Below are 21441 nucleotides of genomic sequence, written 5' to 3'. Positions count from 1 at the left end.
TGGACTGTGAAAACTGAAGCACTGCACACTGTTTACTTTCTGGGGATCGGAGGCATCGGAATGAGCGCCCTTGCCCGCTACCTGAATGCAGCAGGGGTGAAAGTGCATGGCTATGACAAAACGCCTACCAGCCTGACTACTGCCCTTGAAAAGGAGGGGATGAAAATACATTATGATGACCGGCCGGACCTGATTCCCGATGATACCGATCTCATTGTTTATACCCCCGCCATTCCGGCTGACCTGGAAGAATTCCGCAAAGCATCCTCGGGCTCGTTCAGAATGATTAAACGTTCAGCGCTATTGGGAGAAATAACCGACAGCAAGCATACCCTTGCCGTTGCAGGAACGCATGGCAAAACCACTGTAAGCAGTCTGCTCGCCCACATCATGTATTCATCGGCCCAAGGTTGTACTGCCTTTTTGGGTGGAATTGCCAAAAATTATAACAGCAACCTGCTGCTAATGCCCGAAAGCAAATTTATGGTAGCCGAAGCCGATGAGTTTGACCGCTCATTTCTGAAACTAAACCCGCAGGCAGCGGTGATTACTTCGGTTGATGCAGATCACCTGGACATTTACAAAACGCATGATAATCTTAAGGCTTCATTTACCAACTTTTCAGAGAAAATCCGTGAAAACGGCCAGATGGTTATCAAAATGGGATTGGACCTGAACCTGAAGACTAAACCCGGAGTTAAAATATACCGGTATTCAATGTCAGGGGAAGCTGATTTTGCTGCATTAAACCTTAGGATGATTGATGGACAATACCATTACGACATCAAAACACCAGGAGGAATCATTACCGGAATCAAACCCGCCCTGCCGGGACTCTTCAATATTGAGAACAGCATTGCCGCTGCAGCCCTGAGCTGGCTGAACGGGGCCACAGAAGAGGAAATCAGAAAAGGAATCAACTCCTTCACCGGGGTAAAGCGCCGCTTTGACCACCAGGTGGTAAACAAAAATGTAATATACATTGATGATTACGCCCATCACCCGGAAGAATTAAAAGCCTGTATAAAATCGGTAAGGGATTTGTACCCGGGGCGCCATATTACCGGTATCTTCCAGCCACACCTGTATACCAGAACCAGAGACTTCTCCGATGGATTTGCTGAAAGCCTGTCGATGCTCGACAGGGTAATCCTGCTTGACATATACCCGGCCAGAGAATTGCCCATTGAAGGCGTAAATTCTGCCATGTTGCTGAATAAAATAACGCTGAACGATAAACAACTTTGCCCTAAAACAGGTGTACTGGAATTGATAGGCAAGTTAAAACCGGATTTATTGCTTACCCTGGGCGCAGGCGATATCGACCAGCTGGTTGAGCCAATCACTGCATTACTGAACAGAAACGAAGAAAAATGAGAAAAGCTTTTGTCATATTTTTCTGGAGTATACTGGTCGGAGGCCTGGCCAGTCTGTTTGTATTTGCCAATCAAAAGCAGCAGGAAGTAACCTGTCCTGAATTTATCATCGGAATCAGCAACGACGGCCCGCACCAGCTGATATCAGAGCAATACATCAGACAACAGATTACCCGGGCCGGATACAGGATTAAAAAGCAGAGACTCGCGGATATCAAGGCTGAAGAAATTCAGGAGTTGCTCAGGAAAAATCCTTATATCAGATCGGCCAATATTACCATTGGAGTAAACGGGTCAGTAATAGCACATATCCGGCAGCGTCAACCATTGCTCCGGGTTTTTACCGAAACCGGAAGGCAGTTTTACATTGACTCAGAAGGGTTTATCATGCCCGTAAATGCTGAATTCGCAACCAGGGTGGTGGTTGCCAACGGCAAAATACCTGACATATCATTAAAATCAGGAAACGACCGTAACCGGGACGTTAAACCGGAGAAGAACCTGCACCCGGAATTACAGAAAGTTTTTCTTACAGCAAAAGCTGTCAAACAGGACGCTTTTTCGGAGGCACTGACTGAACAGATTTTCATCAATACAGCCGGTGAAATAGAACTTATCCCCAAGCTGGGGAATCACACCATTTTATTGGGTGATACCACAATACTGAATGACAAACTGAATAAACTAAAATTGTTTTACAAGCAGGGAATCCGGAATGACGCATGGAACAAGTATGTTATGATTAACCTCAAGTTCCGCGACCAGGTTGTATGCTCAAAATCATCACAATATGGAACCATCTGAAATTATTGTCGGCCTTGATATAGGCACAACTAAAATAGCCGCCATCGTTGGCCGCCGCAACGAGAACGGCAAGATCGATATCCTGGGCTTTGGCCGTACCGACTCGATCGGTGTGAAAAGGGGTGTCGTAGCCAACATAGATGATACTGTACAGAGTATTGTCGCTGCAGTGAAGGAGGCCGAGAACCGTTCCGAAACCAATATCGCTACAGTAAATGTCGGGATAGCCGGACAGCACATAAAAAGTATTCAATACCGCGGGTCCATTATCAGGCCGAACGCTGACATAGAAATCAGCCAGTCAGATATAGACGGGCTGAACGAAAACATGTTCAAACTGGCCATGAACCCGGGAGAAGAGATCATCGATGTTATCCCGCAGGAATATACTGTGGATGGTGAGAGCGGGATCAAGCAGCCCAAAGGAATGCTTGGGCATCAGCTGGAAGCAAACTTTCATATCATCACCGGCCAGACCATGGCAGCAAAGAACATTTTCAAATGCATCAAAAAAGCCAACCTGGAGGTTGAATCGCTCCTGCTTGAGCCCCTGGCATCTGCGGAGGCGGTACTGAGCGATGAGGAAAAAGAGGCCGGTGTGGTGCTGGTTGATATTGGCGGAGGAACGACTGACATCGCCATATTTCAGGATGGTATCATAAGGCATACAGCAGTCATTCCTTTTGGCGGTGACATTATTACCGAAGATATCAAGGAAGGCTGTACCATCATCAAGAAACATGCTGAAGACCTCAAAGTGAAATTCGGTTCAGCCCTGGCCAGTGAAAACAGGGATGAAGAAGTGGTGGCCATCCCCGGACTGCGTGGCAGGCCCCCCAAGGAAATCACCCTCCGCAACCTGGCAAGTATCATTCAGGCCCGGATGGAAGAGATTATTGAACACATCTACTTCGAGATCAAAAACTCGGGTTACGAGAAGAAACTGATTGCGGGGATTGTGCTTACCGGCGGCGGGGCCCAGCTGAAGCATATCACCCAGTTAACGGAATTTATAACCGGTATGGACACCCGCATAGGCTACCCCAACGAGCACCTTGCCCCGGGCGTTCCGGAAGAAATGGCCAGTCCGATGTATGCCACAGGGATAGGGCTGGTCATCATCGGCCTGCAACGCCTTGAAAAGGAATCACTCAAGACGGAGAAGCCTGCACAAAAACCCAAAAAACCACCCAGGGGATCATTCCTCGATATCATCAAAAAATTCTTTGAAGAAGATGGAAACACCTGAGATATTAACAGGTTGACTGTTGATAAAAACAACAATTTTCAGGTAGATCATCGTTTAATATTAACTTAATTTAGGAGATTCAAAAGATGCCGGATATGCTCAAATTCGATTTGCCCAAAAATCAATCATCCATCATAAAAGTAATCGGCGTTGGAGGTGGCGGCAGCAATGCAGTTACCCATATGTTCAAGCAAGGTATCCGCGGGGTTGACTTTATGATATGCAACACCGACTGCCAGGCCCTTGACACCAGCCCGGTGCCCCTGAAAATTCAGTTAGGTAATAAAGGTCTCGGAGCCGGCTCTATCCCTCAGGTAGGCAAAGAAGCTGCTTCCGAAAACATTGACGATATTCGCAAGATACTGGAGAGTAATACCAAAATGGTGTTTATCACCGCCGGTATGGGTGGAGGTACCGGCACAGGAGCCGCTCCCGTGATTGCAGCCCTGGCAAAAGAGCTTGGCATCCTCACCGTCGGTATTGTAACCCTCCCCTTTTCATTTGAGGGCAGAAAGCGCGCTCAGCAGGCCCGTGCAGGTATCGATGAACTGCGTAAGTCCGTAGATACCTTGCTGATCATCTGCAATGACAAACTGCGCGAACTGGAAGGAGACCTCAAACTCTCGGAAGCTTTCAGCAAAGCCGACAACATCCTTACCGTGGCTGCAAAAGGAATAGCTGAAATCATCACGGTTACCGGTTACATCAATGTTGACTTTGAGGATGTAAAAACGGTAATGAAGGACAGCGGCAAAGCCATCATGGGATCCGGACTGGCCGAAGGAGAAAACAGAGCGCTGGAAGCCGTTCAGATGGCCATGACCTCTCCCCTGCTCGACGATGCAAATATCCGCGGCGCCAGCAATATCCTGCTTTATATCTCGTCAGGGACTGAAGAAATCACCCTTGATGAGGTAATGGAAATCACCGATTATATTCAGCATGAGGCCGGATCCGGCGCTGACATCATCTGGGGTAACGGTACCGATGAAACATTGGGCAGTAAGATCAGCATTACCCTCATTGCCACTGGTTTCGATTCCAAAAACAAGAATACCGGAGAATCCGGAAAACCCGAAGTCATTGTTTATCCGTTGAACCAGGAGCCGGCTCAGGCTGGTCCGAAATCGGCAGAACCGGCAAAGCCGGCGCCTGCACAGATTGAAGAGATCACCCTGGTCAACAGGAGCGTAGAAACGGACAAAACCGCACCATCACCGGCCCCCACCCCGGCCCCCGAACCACCGGCAGAAGCCAAAATACCGGCGGAACCGCAGCGTACCTTCACATTTGACCTTAACCCGTCAAGGAGTAAGGTTAACCCATCACAAAACAATGATAAACAGGCTGATGGTTTTATCGCTGCTCCGGTAAGAACAACCCGTGAAAAAGAACCCGGATTCGATTTCCTGCGGTCATTCAGGCCTGAAAATCCAGATGATGCTGAAGATGCGGACAATCTTGAAAAACAGGAAGAGATTGCCAATGCCAGATATGCCAGGCTGAAAGAAATCAGCATTAAAATTGCTTCGCCCGACGGACTGGCCGAAATGGAAAACCAACCAGCCTACCTACGCAGGAATGTTGAGTTACGGGACACTCCGTCATCCGGGACTTCGGAAGTATCGCGTTACACCCTTTTCAAAACAGAGAACAATCCGGTGGAAATGCGGCAAAACAACGCTTTCCTGCACGATAATGTAGATTAATGATTTTCATCAGCCATGAGCCTGACAGACAAAATAAACGAAGACATCAAAAAAGCCATGCTGGCGCGGGAAAAGGAAAAGCTTGAGGCGTTGCGGGCGGTAAAGTCGGCCCTGCTGCTGGCGATGACCAGCGAAGGTGGCGGCGAAATCACTGAAGAAGTTGAAGTGAAGCTTCTTCAGAAACTGGTAAAACAGCGCCGTGAAACCGCAGAGATCTATTCCGGTCAGCAACGCAACGATCTGGCGGAAACAGAATTGTTTCAGGCTGATATTATTGCATCCTACCTGCCAAAGCAACTCGAAAGGGAAGATATTATCCCGCTGATAAAGGCTATTATCCTGGATTCCGGCGCGACCGGTATCAGGGATATGGGTAAGGTGATGGCCGCAGCCTCACAGCAACTGGCCGGAAAGGCTGACAATAAAATGATTGCAGGCATTGTAAAGGAACTATTAAACCCCTGAAATATTTCTATTCATTGCTCGCAGAAGGCTGTCCGGAGGGCGGCCTTTTTTTGTTATATTTCCGGGCCTGAGGTTCCCGGCGGTCAGGATTATCCTGGTAGACAAGATATTCAGCAAAATTAAGTATTTCAGAACCGGAACATTGCTTATCATAACCCAAATTGCCATCTGTGGAAATACAAAAAAGGCTATCCTCACCGGATAGCCTCTCAGTTAATTTCAGTAAAAATTATGCACCAAGCATAAAGCGCTTAAATCCTGTAACGGTAAGGTCCTTATCCAGTTTACGGAGATACTCGCCTACTGAAAGTTTGTTATCCCTGACAAATTCCTGATTCAGCAGGGTGCTTTCCTTGTAGAATTTGTTGAGTTTGCCAATGGCGATTTTCTCAACCATTTCTTCGGGTTTTCCTTCCTGACGGGCCTGTTCTTTGCCGATTTCAATTTCGCGGGCAATGGTTTCAGCCGGTACATCATCCTTGTCAACAGCCACGGGAGCCATGGCAGCAATCTGCATTGCCACTTCATGTCCGGCCTGGTCAATGCCTTCTGCTCCGGTTTTGTTCAGCCCGAGAATGGTTGCAAGACGGTTACCCGGATGATTGTAAGCAAATACGCGGGGCGCACGGATCACCTCAAAATGAGCCAGCTCCATTTTTTCACCCGTTTTACCTACCATTTCAGTAATATTCTCCTCAACATTGCGGCCATTAACGTCCAACGCTTTAAATTCTTCAATGGTCGACGGCAGATGCTCAATGGCCTTTGACATCAGAAGATTTGAAAAATCGACAAATTCCTGATTTTTTGCCACGAAATCGGTTTCACAATTGAGCATAAATACGGCGGCATAATCCTTGGACTCATTGGTACGAGCAAGCACAATACCTTCGTTGGCATCTTTATCAGCGCGCTTGGTGGCCAGTTTCTGACCTTTCTTACGCAGATAGTCGATGGCTTTTTCAAAATCACCATCATTTTCCTGAAGCGCCTTTTTGCAATCCATCATACCGGCACCGGTCATCTGGCGAAGTTTATTGACGTCAGCAGCAGTTATATTTACCATAAATTCAGACAATTAAGTAAAGTTAATGAATTATTTGCGGGGGCCGGGTTTTTTACCCAACGGTTTACGGGTGCCAGGCTTACGTGAGCGGCTGTCTCCACCGGCTTCGTCAGCAGGGGTTGCTTTAGCGCGCAGACGCTCAGTGCCGCCAACGGCATCCTCATCTTCATCCTCGTCAAGGTCAAAATCGCGGTCAAGCCTTCCTGATGCGCCCTCTTCCCGGTCTTCCTCAGCACGTTTATCACGATCAATCTTTCTTTCCATAAGTCCTTCTTCGATTGCCTGAACCATTTTTCCAACGATAAGGGAAATTGATTTGGAAGCATCGTCGTTGGCGGGAATCGGGAAATCAACCAGGTTGGGATCAGAATTAGTGTCCACGATGGCGAAAGTGGGAATATTGAGCTTGCGGGCTTCTGCCACAGCAATGTGTTCCTTTACGATATCAACAACAAACAATGCGGCCGGAAGGCGGCTGAGATCGGCAATGGAACCAAGGTTCTTCTCCAGTTTGGCACGCTCGCGGGCAATCTGCAGGCGCTCACGTTTGGAGATATTCTCGAAACTGGGACTGCTCATCAGCTTGTCGATGGATGACATTTTCCGAACCGCCTTACGGATGGTTGCGAAATTGGTCAGCATTCCACCAGGCCAGCGCTCAGTAACATAAGGCATTGCAACCGATTTCACATGGTCGGCAACGATTTCCTTTGCCTGTTTCTTTGTAGCAACAAAAAGGACTTTTTTACCTGATTTGGTGATCTGCTTCATCGCTGCGGCAGCTTCATCAATCTTGGCTATGGTTTTGTAAAGGTCAATAATATGAATGCCGTTACGCTCCATAAAAATATAGGGAGCCATATTGGGATTCCATTTACGTTTGAGATGTCCGAAATGTGAACCGGCATCCAGTAATTCGTCAAAAGTTGTTCTTGCCATTTAAATTTTTGTTAATTGTTTACATTCTGTGAAAATCAATCACCGGGTAGCGCTGTTTCAGGCGACTGCTGAATAAATCAGAGGTCCCGGCAATTTAGATACTAAACACCATTCAGGATTAACGCTTGCTGAACTGGAATTTTTTGCGGGCCTTCTTCTGGCCGGGCTTTTTCCTTTCAACCATTCGCGGATCCCTTCTCATCAATCCTTTAGCTTTGAGGGGAGGACGGTTTTCAGGATTCAGTTCACACAGCGCTTTTGAAATGGCAAGGCGAAGGGCCTCTGCCTGACCGGTAATTCCACCACCATCAAGATTGGCTTTGATATCATATTTGCCAAGTGCATCAGAAATTTCAAGCGACTGGGTAACTACATACTGCAATGTACCTGTGGGGAAATATTCCTTGTAATCCCTTCCATTGACTGTAATGGATCCATTCCCGTCTTTCATATAGATACGGGCTACGGCAGTTTTACGTCTGCCAAGGGCGTTGATCACTTCCATTGTTATTTGATTGAATTAAGGTTAATCAATTGTGGCTGCTGCGCCTGGTGCGGATGCTCAGGCCCGACATACACCTTAAGGTTACGGTAAAGGGCATCGCCAAGCTTGTTGCTCGGCAGCATTCCCCTTACTGCATGCTCGATAATCCGCTCAGGGAATTTCTGCATGAGTTCCTGCGGGGTGGCAAAACGCTGCCCGCCGGGGTAACCGGTATGACGAACATAAACCTTATCAGTGAGTTTTTTGCCCGTGAGCTTGATTTTCTCGGCATTGATGACAATTACATAGTCGCCACAGTCAAGATTGGGAGTGAAATTAGTTTTGTATTTACCCCTGATCAGGTTGGCAACTTTGCTTGCAAGGCGGCCCAGTGTCTCGCCTTCTGCATCAACCAGCACCCAGTTCTTCTGAATGTTATCGGGTGTGGCCGACAAAGTTTTATAACTTAATGTGTCCATTTGTTAAATGAATTATTGATGAAAAACAATAAAACCAGCCGTCAGCATTACTGATCACGGGCATGAGATACAGCAATTTACGACCCTGCCTTTAAAGTGAATAAGCTGCTCACGCTTCAGGTTACGGCCATTCACGGACACACTTATCCCTTAAAAAGGGGTGCAAAGGTAGAAGTATTTTTTCTATTTAACAAATTTGTAAACAATTAATTGTTGATAAAACCGGTGCGCATTTTTTGATGGGAAAAAGTGATGCACAATCCACAGACTTGCGCCTTCATTATTCTGATAAAATTGAAGATCGGTTTTAATTTTATCAGATTTCTCATCCCGCTTGGCGGGATTTGAAATGACAGGCCGCTTTTATAGAGGAAAAGGGTGGAAGATTAGCCGTTATTCCGACGCAATAGGAATCCCAAACAGACGCCTGGAAAAAGAGGTACAAGTCACAGACTTGCACCTGCATTATTCGGGTAAAACTGAAGATCGGTTCTAATTTTATCGGATTTCTCATCCCGCATGTGCGGGATTCGAAATGACAGGCCACTTTTATTGAGGGAAGAGGTGGCAGTGGGCGGGTGAAAAACCGCCACCCACTGCCTCTCTTTTAATCAACAGTTAAAACGTCATTCCGATGAAGGGGGAATCTCACCCTTTGCCTGCAACTCCTGAACTATATCATCCATTTGCCTGCCAAATGATACATTCTCCCTTTTAAATCCATGTTCTGTAACAAGTACTTTCCAATCGGGGTTTTGACTGTTGATTAGATTTTCTTTCTTTTGACGATTCCACTTTTTTATTTCTTTCTCCCTTTTAATCGCATCAATTATAGATGCAAATTCCTCAAAATAGATGCAATGCTCAAGATTGTATTTATCGGTGAAAGAGTTCTTGATTAAATGATTCTTATGCTCACCTATTCTGCGACATAAATCATTTGTTACACCAATGTATAGTGTTGAACAGTTTGTATTTGTCATTATATATACATATCCACCTTTCTTCATAACTACAATTTGTTTAATGGCTAAAATGTTACAAACGGATTAAATAAGTGCAAGTTAAGAATAATTGTCAAAATTATTCGGTAGACTTTTTACGGGGTGATGTGATTACCTTCTATGAACCCGCCCGAAAAAGTGTCGGGACTGGCTCTTTGGACATTTCTTCACTTCACTGTCCCAATCATGCAGAAGAAGAATCTCATAATATAGCCGGACAACAGTTAATGTTTATGATGAAGTAGTTTAACTATCCGGAGATTTCTCATCCCGCATGAGCGGGATTCGAAATGACAGGACGCTTTTATAGAGGGAAAGGGGGGTGGCAGTGGGTGGCTTTTATAGAGGGAAAGGGGGGTGGCAGTGGGTGGCGGAAAAACCGCCACCCACTGCCACCCCCCTTTAATCAACAGTTAAAACGTCATTCCGACGAAGGAGGAATCTCAAACAGGCAATCGGAAAACAAGGCACAAGTCACAGACTTATGCCTGCATTATTCTGATAAAATTGAAGATCTGTTTTAATTTTATCAGATTTCTCATCCCGCTTGGCGGGATTTGAAATGACAGGCCGCTTTTATAGAGGGAAAGGGTGGAAGATTAGCCGTTATTTCGACGCAATAGGAATCCCAAACAGACACCTGGAAAAAGAGGTACAAGTCACAGACTTGCACCTGCATCTTTTGAAGGATTGTGAAGACCAGTGAATGATCAGAGCGTGTTCCTCACCTCATTCTTGATCCGCTGTATGTGTCCGCGGCCAAGTGCCTTAACCTCGCAACCCAACTCAAAGTAACGCCTTATCACATCGTCGGTCAGAATTCCGAAACAATCGATGATGGCAAGCGGCTGACCAGCCCACTTCACGATGTCATCAGGATTCAGATTCAGGTATTCTTTATGCGGCACTGCCAGAATCATGGCTTCGGCGCCCTTAAGGGCAGCCGGAAGGTCTTTTTCTACCCTGGCCTCTTTCAGGTGCTCCTGATTGCGGAAGAAACGGCTCCACGAAAGTCCGGGGGCAGGATAGGTATCCTGCGACTCCAGTTCGTACCAATGCTCGACATAAGGATCATGGATGCGCACCTCCGCCCCCATTTCAGTGAGTTTGCGCACCACCATTTCACTTCCGCTGTAGCGTGTATCCCCGACATCCTGTCGGTAGCTCGCTCCGCAAAGTACCACTTCCGCACCGGCAATGTAACGGGCCATATTGCGCAGGGCATCCCGGGTAAGCTCAGCCACATGCAGCGAGCGGGTATCGTTGATGTCGATGGCAGTTGGGGTGATTTTAAAAACTTCGTCACCGTCCTCAAATCCGAGTATATGCCGGTATGCCCAGTAACCAAGGCCTCCGTCCTTTGGCAGACAATACCCCCCGACTCCGGGACCCGGGAAAATGATGTTGCTGTGCGTTGGCCGCATCTTTATGGCATTGATCACCTTGATCAGATCCACCCCGTTCCGCTCGGCAAACAGGCTCCATTCATTCAGATAGGCAAGAATGGTTGCCCTGTATGAATTTTCCACAATCTTGGTGGTTTCCGATTCAATAGGCCGGTCCATAACTGTAAGGGGAAAATCTTTTGTATTCAGCACTTCGTGCAGGAACTTCTCCACCCGTTTCCGGGCTTCCGATTCACAACCCGAACACACCCGCCAGAAATCGCGGATACTCGATACATATTCCCTGCCGGGCATTACCCTTTCAAAGCTGTGGGCCAGCAGGGGTACAGATTCAATACCGCGTTTGGCAAATGCCTTTTTCAGGATCGGCCAGGCAACAAATTCAGTGGTTCCGGGCGCCACCGTGGTCTCTATCAGGGTAAGACAATGTGGCTGAATTTTTTCGCCAATGGTCTTGAGGGTTGCCTCGAGTGCAGCCATATCGGCTTCGCCCGATTTCATATAACCCAGATCCTGCTTCGAGAAGTCACACTGCACATCCACCACAACCACATCGGCGAACTCCAGCACATCGCTGTTGAAAGATGCCGTGAGGGTTTTCCTGTCATTCACACAACGGCTGATGATGCGGTCAACTTCAGGATCTTCGGCCTTCACCGGTGATTCGCCCCGGTTGAGCATGGGAATCTTCCAGTAACTGCGCTGGCTTGGCCGCTGGCAACCGATAACAAATTTCGAAGGCTTGCCCGCTGCATCTACCGTATCGGCAACAATGGCAGCCATAACCGCGCCGACAAAGCCAACACCCATCACAACCACAATCTCCTTGCCCTCACTGCGGGCAGTTTCCACAAGCCTGCCTATCCTTTGTTTTTCAAGTTCATAATCTTTCTTCTGAGGTATCGGGAATTTTTCACCAGAGGGATTTACCGAATAGCGAATTTCAGTTGCCATAGTAAGTTATTTACGAATAAACGATGATGAATATTTGCGAAATTAACAAACAAAGGTAATAAACCTGAGCACCAGGCTCAAAAAATCAGGTGTTCATTTTTCAGGCGTCAAATGTAATACACTGACAATCATTTTCAGCTAATGCTTATTATTTTACTTGCCCTGTATTTTTCAAACCATCGGCTTATAGCCTTATGTTTCATACCTTTGCTGCGTGAGTCCAAAAATAAAATTATCTGAATGTCGATCAAAGTAAGCAATATTTCCAAGCAGTACGGTCAGCAAAAAGCGCTGGATCAGGTATCTTTCAGTATCAAACCCGGTGAAATCGTCGGTCTGCTCGGCCCCAACGGCGCCGGCAAATCCACCATGATGAAAATTATCACCTGCTTTATTCCGCCAACCGCCGGCGATGTAAGCGTTTGCGGATTTGATATCAGGGAACAATCGCTGGAAGTGCGGCAAAAAGTGGGCTACCTTCCGGAAAACAACCCCTTGTACACCGACATGTATATCAGGGAATATCTTGAATTCGTGGCCGGTGTGCACAAGCTGGGCAAAAACACAGCCAAAAGGGTGGATGAAATGATGGAGGTAACCGGTCTGATGCCCGAAAGAAAGAAAAAAATCGGCGCCCTCTCCAAAGGTTACCGGCAGCGGGTGGGATTGGCCCAGGCGATGATCCACAATCCGGAGGTACTGATTCTTGACGAACCGACTTCAGGACTGGACCCGAACCAGCTTGTGGAAATCCGCAACCTGATCATTGAAATCGGCAAGGAAAAAACCGTAATGCTCTCCACCCATATTATGCAGGAAGTGGAAGCCATGTGCAGCCGGGCCATCATCATCAATTCCGGAAAAATCGTGGCCGACGACAGCACCGGTCATCTGCTGAACAGCAATGAAAACACTGAACAGATAGCCGTAGAATTTGATAAGGACGTGAAGCCCTCAATGCTAAAAGGATTACCCGGTGTAGTAAATGTGAAAAAAATCAGCGGGAACAGCTGGCTGATTGAGGCAGGCAAAGATCATGATGTCAGGCAGGATATATTCAGGTTTGCCGTAGAAAACAGCTTCACTGTATTGTCGATGCAGAAGCAGGGAAACAGACTGGAGGATGTGTTTCAGCAACTGACCAGGAAGTAGCTTCAGGATTTTTTTATCCTAATATTATGTGAATTGTTAATAATGATGTTCAGTCATGGACAAGACTCAAGCATGTTCTTCCAAAAATCATTAAATCATCCCTCCTTTTTTGATCATCCTCAATCATTTCATAAAAATTTCTACCTTTGCAGCGCCGGTTACCCCGGAATGGAGAGATTTGATTGATTGCAACCATTAAAAAAAATGCTAAAGCAGTTCCCGCCATTGATCAACTGATTCCATTTAACTATTTACGCTATAAAATTAACTGTAATGTCTTATTTATTTACATCCGAATCCGTTTCGGAAGGGCATCCCGACAAGGTTGCCGATCAGATATCTGATGCATTGCTCGACGAATTCCTCCGTTTTGATCCCAATTCGAAAGTCGCCTGCGAAACGCTGGTGACTACAGGGCTTACCGTGTGCAGCGGTGAAGTGCTTACCGATGGCTATGTCGACCTTCACAAGGTAGTCCGGAAAACCATTAAAGAAATTGGTTACACCAAAAATGAATACCGTTTTGAAGGAGAGTCATGTGGAATTATCTCCACTCTTCACGAACAGTCGGCAGACATCAACCGCGGCGTAGTCCGAAGCGACCCCGAAAACCAGGGAGCCGGAGACCAGGGAATGATGTTCGGATATGCCACCCGTGACATGAGGAACCTCATGCCCATGCCCATTGAGCTGGCACATATCCTGCTTCAGGAGCTTTCGGCTATACGGAAAGAAGGAAAGGAAATGACCTACCTGCGGCCGGATGCCAAATCGCAGGTCACCATTGAGTATGACGACAACAACCATCCGGTGCGTATTGATACCATTGTGATTTCAACCCAGCATGACGACTTTGCCGACAAAAGCCTGCCCGAAAAGGAAGGGGATGAAAAAATGCGCCTCGCCATCGAAAATGATATCCGGAATATCCTGTTACCACGCGTTATTGCCACACTCCCTGACAACATTCAGAAACTGTTTGACGGCAATTTCAAATTACATGTCAACCCGACAGGCAAGTTTGTGATTGGCGGCCCACACGGCGACACGGGACTGACCGGACGTAAGATTATTGTGGATACTTATGGCGGCAAAGGCGCTCACGGCGGCGGTGCATTTTCCGGCAAAGACCCTTCGAAGGTTGACCGTTCGGCAGCCTATGCCGCACGTCACATTGCCAAAAACCTGGTCGCTGCCGGGGTTGCTGATGAAGTACTGGTGCAGCTGGCCTATGCCATCGGCATTGCCGAACCGGTTGGCGTTTATGTCAACACTTATGGTACCAGTAAAATAGCCGACGCCAGCGGCAATCCTGTCACTGACGGTGTAATTGCCGAAAAAATCAGTAAACTTTTCGACCTCAGGCCATACAGCATCATCAACCGTTTCGGCCTGCGCAATCCCATTTATACCCCGACGGCCAGCTATGGCCACTTCGGCCGCGACCCGCGTTTTGAAGAAGTTGAGGTATACTACAATAACGGCGAAACCTATGACAGAACCGAAGACGGAATCGTCAAGCACTTTAAAAAGGTTAAGCTTTTCGCCTGGGAAGAAACCGATTACGTTGAAAAGATCAGGGCTGCTTTCGGAATATAATACAAATCCTTGCAGATACAAGTTGAAACGACAAGAGGCCGGAAGTGATTCCGGCCTCTTATCGTTAAGTCTGTTTTGTCCCTATAGTTTTCTGATTTTGATATTCCTGTACCAGACGTCATCGCCGTGATCCTGCAGGCCGATAAATCCTTCCTGCGCGATCTTGGCCCAATCGGGATTATACTGGGGGAATTTGCTTTTGGCCACCATTTCATTCCATTCGGGCGTCCACAAATGGTATTCCACCACTTTTTCACCGTTCAGCCAATGCTCAACCAGGCCTTTAAAAACCAGTAATTTCACCTGGTTCCATTCACCAACCGGTTTCACTTTATCCTGGGATACTCCGATCATATCGTAGAGTGCACCGGCGCTGTGGAGACCGTCGCGGCCGTCAGGATGCGTAGTATTGTCGAGTACCTGCATCTCGGGGGCTGTCTGCCAGATAGTGAGGTCGGGCAGTTCCTGGGCAAGGTAGAAAATTCCGCTGTTACCTCCCGGGGATATTTTCCATTCAAGGGTCATTTCGAAATTCTGAAACTTCTCGTCGTAGATAATGTCACCCCCTTCGAGCGATCCGGCTTCACCCCTTCCGGAACCGATACAACGCAGGGTGCTGTCTTCGATCACCCACCCCTGGGGAAAATAATCCTTGCCATATCCACGCCATTTGCCCGGAGTTTTTCCATCAAAGAGGAGCATCCATCCATCGGCAATTTCGGCTTCGGTAAGCGCATTCACCAGCGGAGCTTCTGCCTTTTCCTCTCCGGGCTTTGTCCCCGGCTGGTTGCACGCATACAATGAAAACATCACGACAAACATCAACATTACTTTTTTCATCTGATTTGGTTTTAAGGTTAATCAACGATTGAGTTATCTTTTGAAACACACTGCCAGGTATAAGGTGCTATTCCGGCAGGTGGCAGCGCATACACCGGGGACTGTCTTCCGTTACATCGTCCAGCCCTGCCGGTAAGTATGCCGGATATATTCCTCTGCCGCGGCTTTTGCATTCATGGTTTCGTGTTGGGTATCAAAGTGCGGATGCCCGTCGATCACTTCAAATTTATCGCTCTTCACTACCCTGATCTCATCGCTGTCGCTGATATTGGTGAAACGCATATTCTCACCGTCCCAAAGCAGTTCACGCTTCAGGTCCTGCAACCTGACAGCCACAACGCCCATCACCACCATTTCGTTCATAGGCCCGGAGTAGCCGAAATGCGAGCTGGCTTCCACCCTGCTGGCCGGACTTTCCTTGCATGCCCTCACCCAATCCATCTCATGACTTGTAGTTACCCTGCGCATGGAAGGGGCCGGACGTTTATAGTCCTTATCATAATCGAGCGGCAGCAGGAAAGGATCCTTGCCATAACAACCGGTCATGATTTTCCCTTTGCTTCCGATAAGCAAACAACCTCCGTTTGAATCCCTGCCCATAATTTCACCGTCGGGCAACTCCTCGGGACGGGGAGGCAGCAACCCGCCATCCCACCAGGTTACACTGACTTCCGGCATTTTCAGCCTGTGGAACTTCTCCCTTGCCGGGAAAACATATTTTACCACTTCAGCCAAAGGAGGCGATTCGGTGTTAAACTGCGAGGATGTTCCCTGCACCTTCACGGGATATTTCAGATTGAGCGACATAAAGATCGGGTCCATGATGTGGCAGGCCATATCGCCGAGCGCTCCGGTTCCGAAATCCCACCAGCCTCGCCAATTCCAGGGTGTATAAATCGAGTGGTAAGGGCGTTCCTTTGCCGGGCCCAGGAAAAGATCCCAATTGAGGGTATCGGGCACCTGCATTACCTCTTTCGGACGTTCAAGCCCCTGCGGCCAGATCGGGCGATTGGTCCAGGCGTGGGCTTCGCGCACTTCGCCGATGGCTCCGTCCCAGACCCACTCGCACACCTGCCGGATGCCTTCTCCTGAATTACCCTGGTTTCCCATCTGGGTTGCCACTTTGTATTCCCGGGCAATCTCCGCCATCTGTCTTGATTCCCATACCGAATGCGTCAAAGGTTTCTCACAGTAAACATGCTTGCCCATCTTCATGGCATTAATGCTGATGATGGCATGGGTATGGTCAGGGGTGCCAACCACCACGGCATCAATGGATTTACCAAGCTCATCAAACATTTTGCGCCAGTCGTAGTACTTTTTCGCATCCGGAAACTCTTCAAAAATCTTCTTTGAATACTTCCAGTCAACATCGCACAGGGCAATGATATTCTGACTGCTTACCGCGCGGATAACTCCACCGCCGCGGCCGCCCACACCTATGCCCACGATGTTCAGCTTATCGCTTGGCGCGATGTGGCCCAGGCCCGAAATCACATGACTGGGCATGATCATAAAACCGGCAGCCGTCAACGCGGTGTTGCGTATAAACTCACGACGGTCCATTCCGTTGTTTGTGTTGGATTTTTCTTCCATCTTCCTGACTTTTAAGGTTACAGCAAATTCTTCCGGATATATAACAAACTCTGTTCTGCACAATAAAGCGGCGGGCCTTCGGCATACTGCTCCTGTTCAACAAAAATATACTCAAGCCCGGCCTGATCACGATCCATCAGGTATCCTTTGAAATCAACCGACCCGTTTCCTATGATACAACTATCCCCATCATTCCCCATATCCTTGAGATGCCAGGTGGTGAAGCGCCCGGGAAAGGCAGCGAAATACTCCTGCGGATCCTGCCCGGCCTTTACCATCCAGTACAAATCGGGCTGAAACGACACCAGAGACGGATCGGTCTCCTCCAGCAAAATATGATAAGGCAGTTTTCCGTCAAGTTCGCGGAATTCAAAATCATGGTTATGATAGCCAAATTTTATCCCGGCTTGTTTACAGGCTGCTCCGATACGGTTCATTTCTCCGGCGACCCGCTTAAAATCATCCGCACTCTTTTCCGGCCTGCCCATCATCGATGGCAGGATCAGGTATTCAAGGCCGGCTTCGGCGGCAGCCCGCGCATATGCTGTGGCATTTTCATCCGTTATCCCGGTATGGCTGCTGATCAGTTCCAGGCCCAGTTCAGCACAAAAACGGCTGAATTCCTTTGCATCCCGTCCATAAAACTGTCCATCAAAGCCATAGGCTTCCAACGTGTCGTATCCCATCACGGCCAGTTTTTTCAGCGTTCCTTCCGGGTCATTTCCCATCTCATTCCTCAATGTCCATAACTGAATCCCTGCAAGAAGTTTTTTCTGCTTCAAAGTGTTCTTGCAAGCGGAAGATAAACCCAGGGCAACCGAGCCTGAGACCAGTGTGAGTGACTTTAAAAAATCGCGGCGACCAGACATATTTTTCCAATTAAAGTTAGACCATGGCAATGACCCTGCCCTCAGCATCACTCCGGATGGCAGTTTCGGTGACCTGCAGGTTAAGCAGGGCGTCTTCCCGGCTTACCTCAGGCGCCTGTCCTGATGTGAGAACATTATAAACATTATCATAAAAACTCAGATAATTCCCTTCTAATGTCGGGATCCGCTGACGTTTTATCACCCCGTCGCTGACTGTGGTGAGCGTACCGTAATGCTTTTTCAACTCCCTGCCGGTTGCCGGGGCACCGGCTTTCCGGCCGTTTTTCAACCGGGCTTCCTGCGGATCCGTGCCATATTTGATAAATGAACCCTTAGTGCCATGCACCACAAACCGCGGGCCCGGTTCCGACATAAACACTCCGGCACCCAGTGAAACCGTGGTTTCAGGGTAAAAAAGTTTCAGGTCAAAGCCGTCGGATGCTTTGCTCTCCTTCCGCTGGCGGTATAATTTACACCATACCGAATCCGGCTTCCCGAAAAGGGCAACCGCCTGATCGATCAGGTGAGGCCCGAGATCAAAAAGGGTTCCGCCCCCGTCATCATCGAGGTACCGCCATCCGGCCCTTCCGACTACCGGATTATACCGGTCGAAGTGCGATCGGAACTCAACGATCTGCCCGAGGACGCCGGATAAAATCAATTGACGGACGGTAAGGAAATCCCCATCCCAGCGCCGGTTATGATAAGGAAACCACTGCCTGCCCGTTTCCGAAACGGCACTGATCAGTTTCCCGGCATCACGGCTGTTCATGGCCACTGGTTTTTCGATCACCACATGCTTGCCTGCCCTCATAACCTCAATGGCCTGGGAAACATGCAGCGGGTGCGGGGTACACAGGACAATCATCTCAAGGTCCTCAACCGCGAGGACCTCTTTAAAACTCCGGTAAATCTTTGCAGACGGATACAATTGAGCCGCTTCATTTCCGGTAGTAACAAATGCAGACAAACGATAGCCCGGATGCGCATGGACGAAAGGCGCATGAAACACCTTCCCGGAAAAACCGAAACCAGCGATTCCCGTCGGAATAATGTGCCCGGACTGTGCGGTTGTCAGATTCATCTGCTTTTGCTATTAATCATATAATGCGTTCATTGACTGCATCCCAGAATGTGCGCCTTTTCTCATGGTAAGAAATGGTTCCCATATGGGCAGTAATCGCTTCTTCAAAGGCCTGATCAATATCGCAACTGGGCTGTGTTCCGTTGTTCAGCCGGATGCAGTTCAGCCATTCGCGAAGATGCAGGTGCGTGGTATCTACCGCCTTTCCGTCACGGTAAGTGTAGAGCAGCCCCCTGCCGGCAAAATATTTCTCGGTAGGTGTTGTGATGGCATCAATTTTATCCTGCCCGGGAACATAAGAGAATATGGGTTTATTTGGTTCCAGCAATCCCTTTTCAATCTGGTCTTTGTAGCGGGTGGAACTTCTGTCAAGGTAAACGGTGAGGGTTTCATCCAGCTCCATCCAGGCATCGTGGGCCATGATGCTCTTGCCCCGGTTTTTTTCACTGCTCAGGGTGGCGCTGTAGAGCAGGGTAAGGTCCCGCTCAGGGTATTCGAAGGCCATATTGAGTACATCGGGCACAGTGCGGCCGTCTTTATAAAAATATATACCCCCAGAAGCCATGGCTGAATGCGGGATGCCCAGGCCAAGTATCTGGTTGAGGGCATCGTATTCATGGGTGAAGAGATCCCCGCTCAGGCCTGTGCTGTAATCCCACCAGCAGCGCCAGCGGAAAAAGCGTTCCAGACTGAAATCGTGCCACGGGGCCGGACCGATAAACTGTTTCCAGTCAATGCTATTTTCATTGGCTTCGGGATCAATATCATAAACCCATGCGCCGTTGGGGTCGTTGCGGTTTGTGCAGACTTCAATCAGCGATATCTTGCCGATAACATCCTGTTCAATCAGGGATTTCGCCACCTGGTAACTTTCGGTCTGCCTGCCCTGATGCCCCAGTTGAAATACGATGCCGGTATCCTTAACTACCTTTCTTGCCTCAAAAGTCTCCTCAACCGTCCATGACAAAGGCTTTTCACAGTACACATGCTTTCCGTTGCGGGCTGCTTCGAGGGCAACGGGTACATGAAGATGGTCGGGGGTGGCGACAATCACCGCGTCCACATCAGGCGAGGCGCATAATTCCTGATAAGTAAGGTAACGGCGGGGCACATCCGCCATTTCACCCGACTGCCCGTTCCGGTAAAGGTTGGAACCGGCGGCCATTCCCTCCGCGGCATGCTTTCCGAATACATCGCAAACCCCGGTAACCCTCACATTGAGCTGCTCCTGGGCCATAAATTCATCCAGGTAATCCCTCCAGTATTTGTCGGTGGCTGCCCGGGATTTCCATTCGTCGATCCGCTCAGGAAGGACAAATCCCAGTGCTTTCATGATATACATTCCCCTGCCGCCCGTGCCGACAACACCCAGGCGCAAAACCGGACCATCAACCAATGGAGGAATTCCGGATGGCAAAACCGGTTTTATGCCTTTCAGCAGGCCTGACTTATACTTATTCCGCTCGCTTGCATGAAGAAAAAGTCCATAGCCCAAAGCGCCAAGCACCGGAAGGGAAGCCAGACCGGCCAGCATATCGCGCCGGCTGATCCCTTTTTTATCATTTTGCTCATCCTTTTTCATTCAGGTCTTCTGTTTTTCGCAGCCCAAAACCTTTCCACTCCGATAATATGCGCAGTGGGAAAGGCAAAAATCACAAACAGGGCAAAGAGTTCTACAAGTGTTTTATTGATGATAAAATAGCTACCGTCGGTCGGGAACAGGTATTCGATGCCCGGGAATGCCGGATGCGACAAGTAATAGAAAAGCAGCAACAGCATCCCGGCTAAAGCTCCGGCCCGGCAGAAAATACCCAGTAGCAGGGAAAGCCCGATCAGGGTAAGGCCCCAGGCATTCAGAAAATCAACTACGGGCAATACGCTGTCATTCAACGCCATCCATTCAAACATGCTTTTCAGGAACCCGCCGGAGTCGAGCAGGTAGGCCTTTGAAGTCCAGTCGGGATTCAGAACTTTTACCATCCCTTCATAAAAAAAGTGCCATCCTGTGGCAAGCCGGAGTACGACAAGTGCAACCAGACCGGTTTTGGAGTATTTCATGCAGAATGAATAACTTATACTTTACTAATTCTAATCCCGGATCGTCCACCAGGCCGGAACCGTCAGTGATATCCGGGATTTTACCTGATCCTTCCGGATTCTTCCGTCACTGTAATGGAACCACCAAAGGCAAAATCATTATTCAGGAAAGTCAAACCATATCGCCATCCTTAAAGAAAAATGCCTGCTTCAAATTTAAGGAAAAATGCTTCCTTTCTTTCCCTTTAAAGGAATTGTATTGAAAAAATTTAAGGTTTTGTTTATAAATTTTATAGTCTGAAGATAACAGTAATTCAGGCCAATGACAC

19 protein-coding genes are annotated in these 21441 nt (G+C 48.3%); 7 read left to right on the top strand and 12 right to left on the bottom strand.

Going from position 1 to position 21441, the window contains the following annotated elements:
• Window positions 1-6 precede the first annotated feature (6 nt).
• From murC to TBC1_RS03000, 5 genes are all read left to right on the top strand, one after another.
• The gene (gene murC, locus TBC1_RS03020; protein ID WP_262490398.1) at window positions 7-1377 is read left to right on the top strand and encodes a UDP-N-acetylmuramate--L-alanine ligase; all 1371 of its coding nucleotides are present in this window, start codon (window positions 7-9) and stop codon (window positions 1375-1377) included.
• Window positions 1374-2180 carry a cell division protein FtsQ/DivIB gene (locus tag TBC1_RS03015; RefSeq protein WP_062038340.1) on the top strand — a complete coding sequence of 269 codons (807 nt, stop codon included), beginning with the start codon at window positions 1374-1376 and terminating at the stop codon, window positions 2178-2180. Before murC ends, TBC1_RS03015 begins: the two co-directional genes overlap by 4 nt.
• Window positions 2167-3429 carry a cell division protein FtsA gene (gene ftsA, locus TBC1_RS03010; protein WP_062038338.1) on the top strand — a complete coding sequence of 421 codons (1263 nt, stop codon included), beginning with the start codon at window positions 2167-2169 and terminating at the stop codon, window positions 3427-3429. Before TBC1_RS03015 ends, ftsA begins: the two co-directional genes overlap by 14 nt.
• Window positions 3430-3524: 95 nt before the next feature.
• Window positions 3525-5138 carry a cell division protein FtsZ gene (gene ftsZ, locus TBC1_RS03005; protein ID WP_062042686.1) on the top strand — a complete coding sequence of 538 codons (1614 nt, stop codon included), beginning with the start codon at window positions 3525-3527 and terminating at the stop codon, window positions 5136-5138.
• 15 nt (window positions 5139-5153) lie between these two features.
• On the top strand, window positions 5154-5603 hold the full coding sequence (locus tag TBC1_RS03000; protein ID WP_062038335.1) for a GatB/YqeY domain-containing protein: 450 nt from the start codon (window positions 5154-5156) through the stop codon (window positions 5601-5603).
• 229 nt (window positions 5604-5832) lie between these two features.
• On the opposite strand, the gene tsf is transcribed toward TBC1_RS03000, so the two are convergent.
• The 6 genes from tsf to TBC1_RS02965 form a co-directional block, all read right to left on the bottom strand.
• Window positions 5833-6669 (bottom strand): translation elongation factor Ts, encoded by an 837-nt coding sequence (tsf, locus tag TBC1_RS02990; protein WP_062038329.1) that lies wholly within the window; start codon window positions 6667-6669, stop codon window positions 5833-5835.
• 30 nt (window positions 6670-6699) lie between these two features.
• Window positions 6700-7608: a 30S ribosomal protein S2 gene (gene rpsB, locus TBC1_RS02985; protein ID WP_062038325.1), complete on the bottom strand. Its 909-nt coding sequence runs from the start codon at window positions 7606-7608 to the stop codon at window positions 6700-6702.
• A gap of 118 nt (window positions 7609-7726) precedes the next feature.
• Window positions 7727-8113, bottom strand: a complete 387-nt coding sequence (gene rpsI / locus TBC1_RS02980; protein ID WP_062038322.1) for a 30S ribosomal protein S9 — start codon at window positions 8111-8113, stop codon at window positions 7727-7729.
• A 2-nt stretch (window positions 8114-8115) separates the two neighbouring features.
• Complete coding sequence (gene rplM, locus TBC1_RS02975; RefSeq protein WP_062038319.1) at window positions 8116-8571, bottom strand: 50S ribosomal protein L13; 456 nt, start codon at window positions 8569-8571, stop codon at window positions 8116-8118.
• 626 nt (window positions 8572-9197) lie between these two features.
• Window positions 9198-9581 (bottom strand): GIY-YIG nuclease family protein, encoded by a 384-nt coding sequence (locus TBC1_RS02970; protein WP_082189456.1) that lies wholly within the window; start codon window positions 9579-9581, stop codon window positions 9198-9200.
• 704 nt (window positions 9582-10285) lie between these two features.
• Complete coding sequence (locus TBC1_RS02965) at window positions 10286-11935, bottom strand: nucleotide sugar dehydrogenase (RefSeq protein ID WP_062038316.1); 1650 nt, start codon at window positions 11933-11935, stop codon at window positions 10286-10288.
• 240 nt (window positions 11936-12175) lie between these two features.
• Between TBC1_RS02965 and gldA the strand changes: the two genes are divergently transcribed.
• Both gldA and metK read left to right on the top strand, forming a co-directional pair.
• A complete protein-coding gene (gene gldA / locus TBC1_RS02960) occupies window positions 12176-13087 on the top strand; it encodes a gliding motility-associated ABC transporter ATP-binding subunit GldA (RefSeq protein ID WP_062038314.1) in 912 nt (303 codons plus the stop codon).
• Between the two features lie 273 nt (window positions 13088-13360).
• Window positions 13361-14686 carry a methionine adenosyltransferase gene (metK, locus tag TBC1_RS02955; RefSeq protein WP_062038311.1) on the top strand — a complete coding sequence of 442 codons (1326 nt, stop codon included), beginning with the start codon at window positions 13361-13363 and terminating at the stop codon, window positions 14684-14686.
• An 81-nt stretch (window positions 14687-14767) separates the two neighbouring features.
• Here the strand turns inward: metK and TBC1_RS02950 are convergent, their stop codons facing one another.
• From TBC1_RS02950 to TBC1_RS02925, 6 genes are all read right to left on the bottom strand, one after another.
• Window positions 14768-15526, bottom strand: coding sequence for a 3-keto-disaccharide hydrolase (locus TBC1_RS02950; RefSeq protein WP_062038308.1), 759 nt, complete (start codon window positions 15524-15526; stop codon window positions 14768-14770).
• Window positions 15527-15637: 111 nt separating this feature from the next.
• On the bottom strand, window positions 15638-17122 hold the full coding sequence (locus TBC1_RS02945; protein ID WP_394330749.1) for a Gfo/Idh/MocA family oxidoreductase: 1485 nt from the start codon (window positions 17120-17122) through the stop codon (window positions 15638-15640).
• 17 nt (window positions 17123-17139) lie between these two features.
• Entirely contained in the window at window positions 17140-17991 is an 852-nt protein-coding gene (locus TBC1_RS02940) for a sugar phosphate isomerase/epimerase family protein (RefSeq protein ID WP_062038305.1), read from the bottom strand.
• Window positions 17992-18007: 16 nt separating this feature from the next.
• Window positions 18008-19075, bottom strand: coding sequence for a Gfo/Idh/MocA family oxidoreductase (locus tag TBC1_RS02935; RefSeq protein ID WP_062038303.1), 1068 nt, complete (start codon window positions 19073-19075; stop codon window positions 18008-18010).
• Between the two features lie 16 nt (window positions 19076-19091).
• A complete protein-coding gene (locus TBC1_RS02930; protein ID WP_062038300.1) occupies window positions 19092-20657 on the bottom strand; it encodes a Gfo/Idh/MocA family protein in 1566 nt (521 codons plus the stop codon).
• Entirely contained in the window at window positions 20654-21133 is a 480-nt protein-coding gene (locus TBC1_RS02925; protein ID WP_062038297.1) for a DoxX family membrane protein, read from the bottom strand. Before TBC1_RS02925 ends, TBC1_RS02930 begins: the two co-directional genes overlap by 4 nt.
• Window positions 21134-21441 lie beyond the last annotated feature (308 nt).

This window comes from Lentimicrobium saccharophilum, from assembly GCF_001192835.1.
GTDB classification, from domain to species: domain Bacteria; phylum Bacteroidota; class Bacteroidia; order Bacteroidales; family Lentimicrobiaceae; genus Lentimicrobium; species Lentimicrobium saccharophilum.
The sequence above is the reverse complement of the archived record's forward strand: the minus strand, read 5'-3'. Positions and strand labels throughout refer to the sequence as shown.